The following is a 2997-nucleotide window of genomic DNA, read 5'->3' as shown; positions in this document are numbered from 1 at the left end:
ATCAATGAGAGCGTCGGTCCGGCGTTTCTCAATACGCCCAGCATTCCGACGATCACTCCGATGACGACGAGCATGCTGGTGCCTCTGATTCCGTAGAGACTTAGTACACACCCGGTTCGTCTTGCTGTCAACAGCGTTGACCTATGGTGTTGACCTACGGCGATGACCTACGCTGACGTGCGACGTGATGCGAGTGGGCCGGGAGGGAAATTCACCCATGACACGACGGGCGAACGGCGCTGTTGACGCGCCCGCCGGCGATGGCGTCCAGCCAATTGGGGCCGGTGCCGGCGACGCTGCGATCTCGAGACCCCTGATCCTGCACACCGCCTTGGCGATCCTTGACCGCGACGGCGAGAGCGGGCTGTCGATGCGCCGACTCAGCGAAGCGCTCAACCGGGACCCGGCCGTGCTCTACCGGCACGTCCGAGACAAGGGCGCCGTACTCGACGGGGTCGCCGAGATCGTGCTGAGCCAGCTAGCCGTAGACAGCAGCGACCCCGACTGGATCGGCCAGCTGCGTCTGGTCGCCCACGACTTTCGCCGCCTGGCCCTAGCGCACCCCAACGTCGTGCCGCTGTTGGTCACCCGCCCACTGTCCACTCCACTGGGTCAACGTCCGCCGGGAACGCTGCGGCCTCTCGAGGACGTCCTTACCCTGCTGACGTCGGCAGGGTTCACCGGAGTCGATGCCCTGCACGTCTACCGGGTGCTGTTCGGCTACCTGCACGGCCACATCCTCGACGAGCTCCAAGAGGTCGTCGAACGCCCCGAGGAAACCGACCATGTCCTGCGCCTGGGCCTACATCGGTTACCGATCACCGAATTCCCTCGCCTACGTGAGCTGGCATCCGTGCTCGCCTCCTACGACGGCGCCGCCGAACTCGACCGCGGCCTGGACCTACTCCTCACCGGCCTCACGACAATCCTGACCCACCCAGACGGATCACCCCGCACTGCCTTGGACGTGGCCAGCCACATCCGCCTGTCGGCTGACACCGTGTGAGCACTGCGGTCAAAGGCGCCGACCGCGACAGCTGCAAGCGGATCCTCACGACGTCGTCCGCTTCACCTGGTACGGCCTGGAGTGGCAAAAGGAAAAAAGGGAGGCGTTCACTCCCGGTCTTGAGCAGGCCGCCCGCGAGTTCGAGCTCTCGACGCCGTCGCTCGCTCTGATCGGCGTGAGCATCCTCTATCAACCGGGCATCCTCATCGAGGCCGAAGTCGCCGCAGTGATTGACTGACGCTCAACCGAGACTGGCCGTGGACCACCTGCGGGTGCACGGGAGACCACTTCGCGACGGCCCGCAGGTTGACGAGTGCCCGAATCTGACGAACGGAACCGACCGCGCCGTCGCCGACCGGAAGGTAGAAGTATGACCGAAGAACGCATGAGTGCGCTCATGAGCGGCACAGACAAGGGAATCGGTAAACAGACCGGGCCCAAAGACTGCGAAACCGGTGAATTCCACGGCGCCGCGGGGCAACTGCCGTCCGCTGCGATGAGGACCCACCCGATTGACCTCGCGCTCCTTCGCGGACTGGCCGAACTGGAGCGGACCGAGCGGGGGTGGCTGCCCCACCGGCTGCCTGCGCGGGCGCGCGCGCAGTGCGGCGATCCCCAACTCGCGGCCGCGGAGGCGCAGCCCTCCGGCGTTCGGTTGGTCTTCCGCACGCGGTCAACCGTCGTCGAGCTCGACACGTTCCGGACCCGAACGATCCTGGTGGGCGTTCCGGAGCGCCCTGACGGCACGGTGGATCTGCTCGTCGACGGTCATCTCACGCGTCAAGCAGAGACGACGGCCGGCGACGTCGTGCGGGTGGATCTCGCCACCGGCGGCACCGAGATCCAGCGCGGCACTGTCGGGACCGTCCGCTTCACCGGATTGTCCACCCATGACAAGGACGTCGAGATCTGGTTACCCCACTACGAACGCACGGAGCTGGTGGCCCTGCGGACCAATGCACCGATCACGCCCACACCCGAGGACGGTCGCCCGATCTGGCTGCACCAGGGCAGCTCCATCAGCCAGGGGTCCAACGCAGCAAGCCCCAGCACCACCTGGCCTGCGCTGGCCGCGGCACGCGGCGGGGTGGAGTTGATCAACCTCGGCCTGGCGGGAAGTGCGATGCTCGACCCGTTCACCGCCCGCACGATGCGCGACACCCCGGCCGATCTCGTCAGCGTGAAGATCGGCATCAACCTCGTCAATGGCGACGTGATGCGGCTGCGCGCCTTCGAACCCGCCGTCCACGGGTTCTTGGACACCATCCGCGATGGCCACCCAGAAGTCCCGCTGTTGGTCGTGGGGCCGCTGTATTGCCCCATCCACGAGAACAATCCAGGGCCCGGCAGCTTCGACGTCGACGCCCTCTCCAGGGGTCAGATCCGCTTCCGCGCCTCCGGTGACGCCGCCGACACGACCCACGGTAGGTTGACGCTCTCCATCATCCGGGACCAGCTCGCCGACATCGTATCGGCGCGAATGGTCGATGACCCCCACCTGCACTACCTCGACGGTCACGACCTGTATGGCAGGGACGACGTCGACGAACACCCGCTCCCGGACAACCTGCATCCCGATGCCGGGACACACCAGCTGATCGCCGAGCGCTTCGCCCGGCTGGCATTCGCGCCAAGCGGACCGCTCGCCCACCACTGAGGCGGAGAGCCTCTGAGCTTGGGCGCCTCCGGCATTCGGGTCGACCGCCTCGTCGTGGCGAGGAGATGGCGCCCTCAGCTATCTGGGCATCGACAGGCCCCCGCACTCGTGGGCGCACACGAGTTGCCATCACCAAGTCCAGCAATCGTGAGTTTGATCACTATACTCACTCGGTGCAAGCCGTCCCTGGTCACGAGGTGGGACTTCGCGTCGAGTTCGACACCGACGTGTTCAGTACGACCAGGGTGATGAGAGTGATCGACCGGTTGCAACGGGTGCTAGAGGCCATGACCGCGGACTCTGGGGAGGAATCATGAGCGGCGACCCCACACGG

2 protein-coding genes and 1 pseudogene are annotated in these 2997 nt (G+C 66.0%); all 3 read left to right on the top strand.

Annotated features, from left to right (window positions below):
* The first annotated feature begins 217 nt into the window (after positions 1 to 217).
* The gene (locus ACRDUX_RS24175) at positions 218 to 1006 is read left to right on the top strand and encodes a TetR/AcrR family transcriptional regulator (RefSeq protein WP_526417265.1); all 789 of its coding nucleotides are present in this window, start codon (positions 218 to 220) and stop codon (positions 1004 to 1006) included.
* Between the two features lie 496 nt (positions 1007 to 1502).
* Positions 1503 to 2663, top strand: a complete 1161-nt coding sequence (locus ACRDUX_RS24170; protein WP_526417267.1) for an SGNH/GDSL hydrolase family protein — start codon at positions 1503 to 1505, stop codon at positions 2661 to 2663.
* 131 nt (positions 2664 to 2794) lie between these two features.
* Positions 2795 to 2980, top strand: a pseudogene (locus ACRDUX_RS24165) (hypothetical protein); the annotation flags it as partial.
* Between the last annotated feature and the right edge of the window lie 17 nt (positions 2981 to 2997).

This window comes from Mycobacterium sp. (assembly GCF_050701675.1).
Taxonomy (GTDB): Bacteria; Actinomycetota; Actinomycetes; order Mycobacteriales; family Mycobacteriaceae; genus Mycobacterium.
The sequence above is the reverse complement of the archived record's forward strand: the minus strand, read 5'-3'. Positions and strand labels throughout refer to the sequence as shown.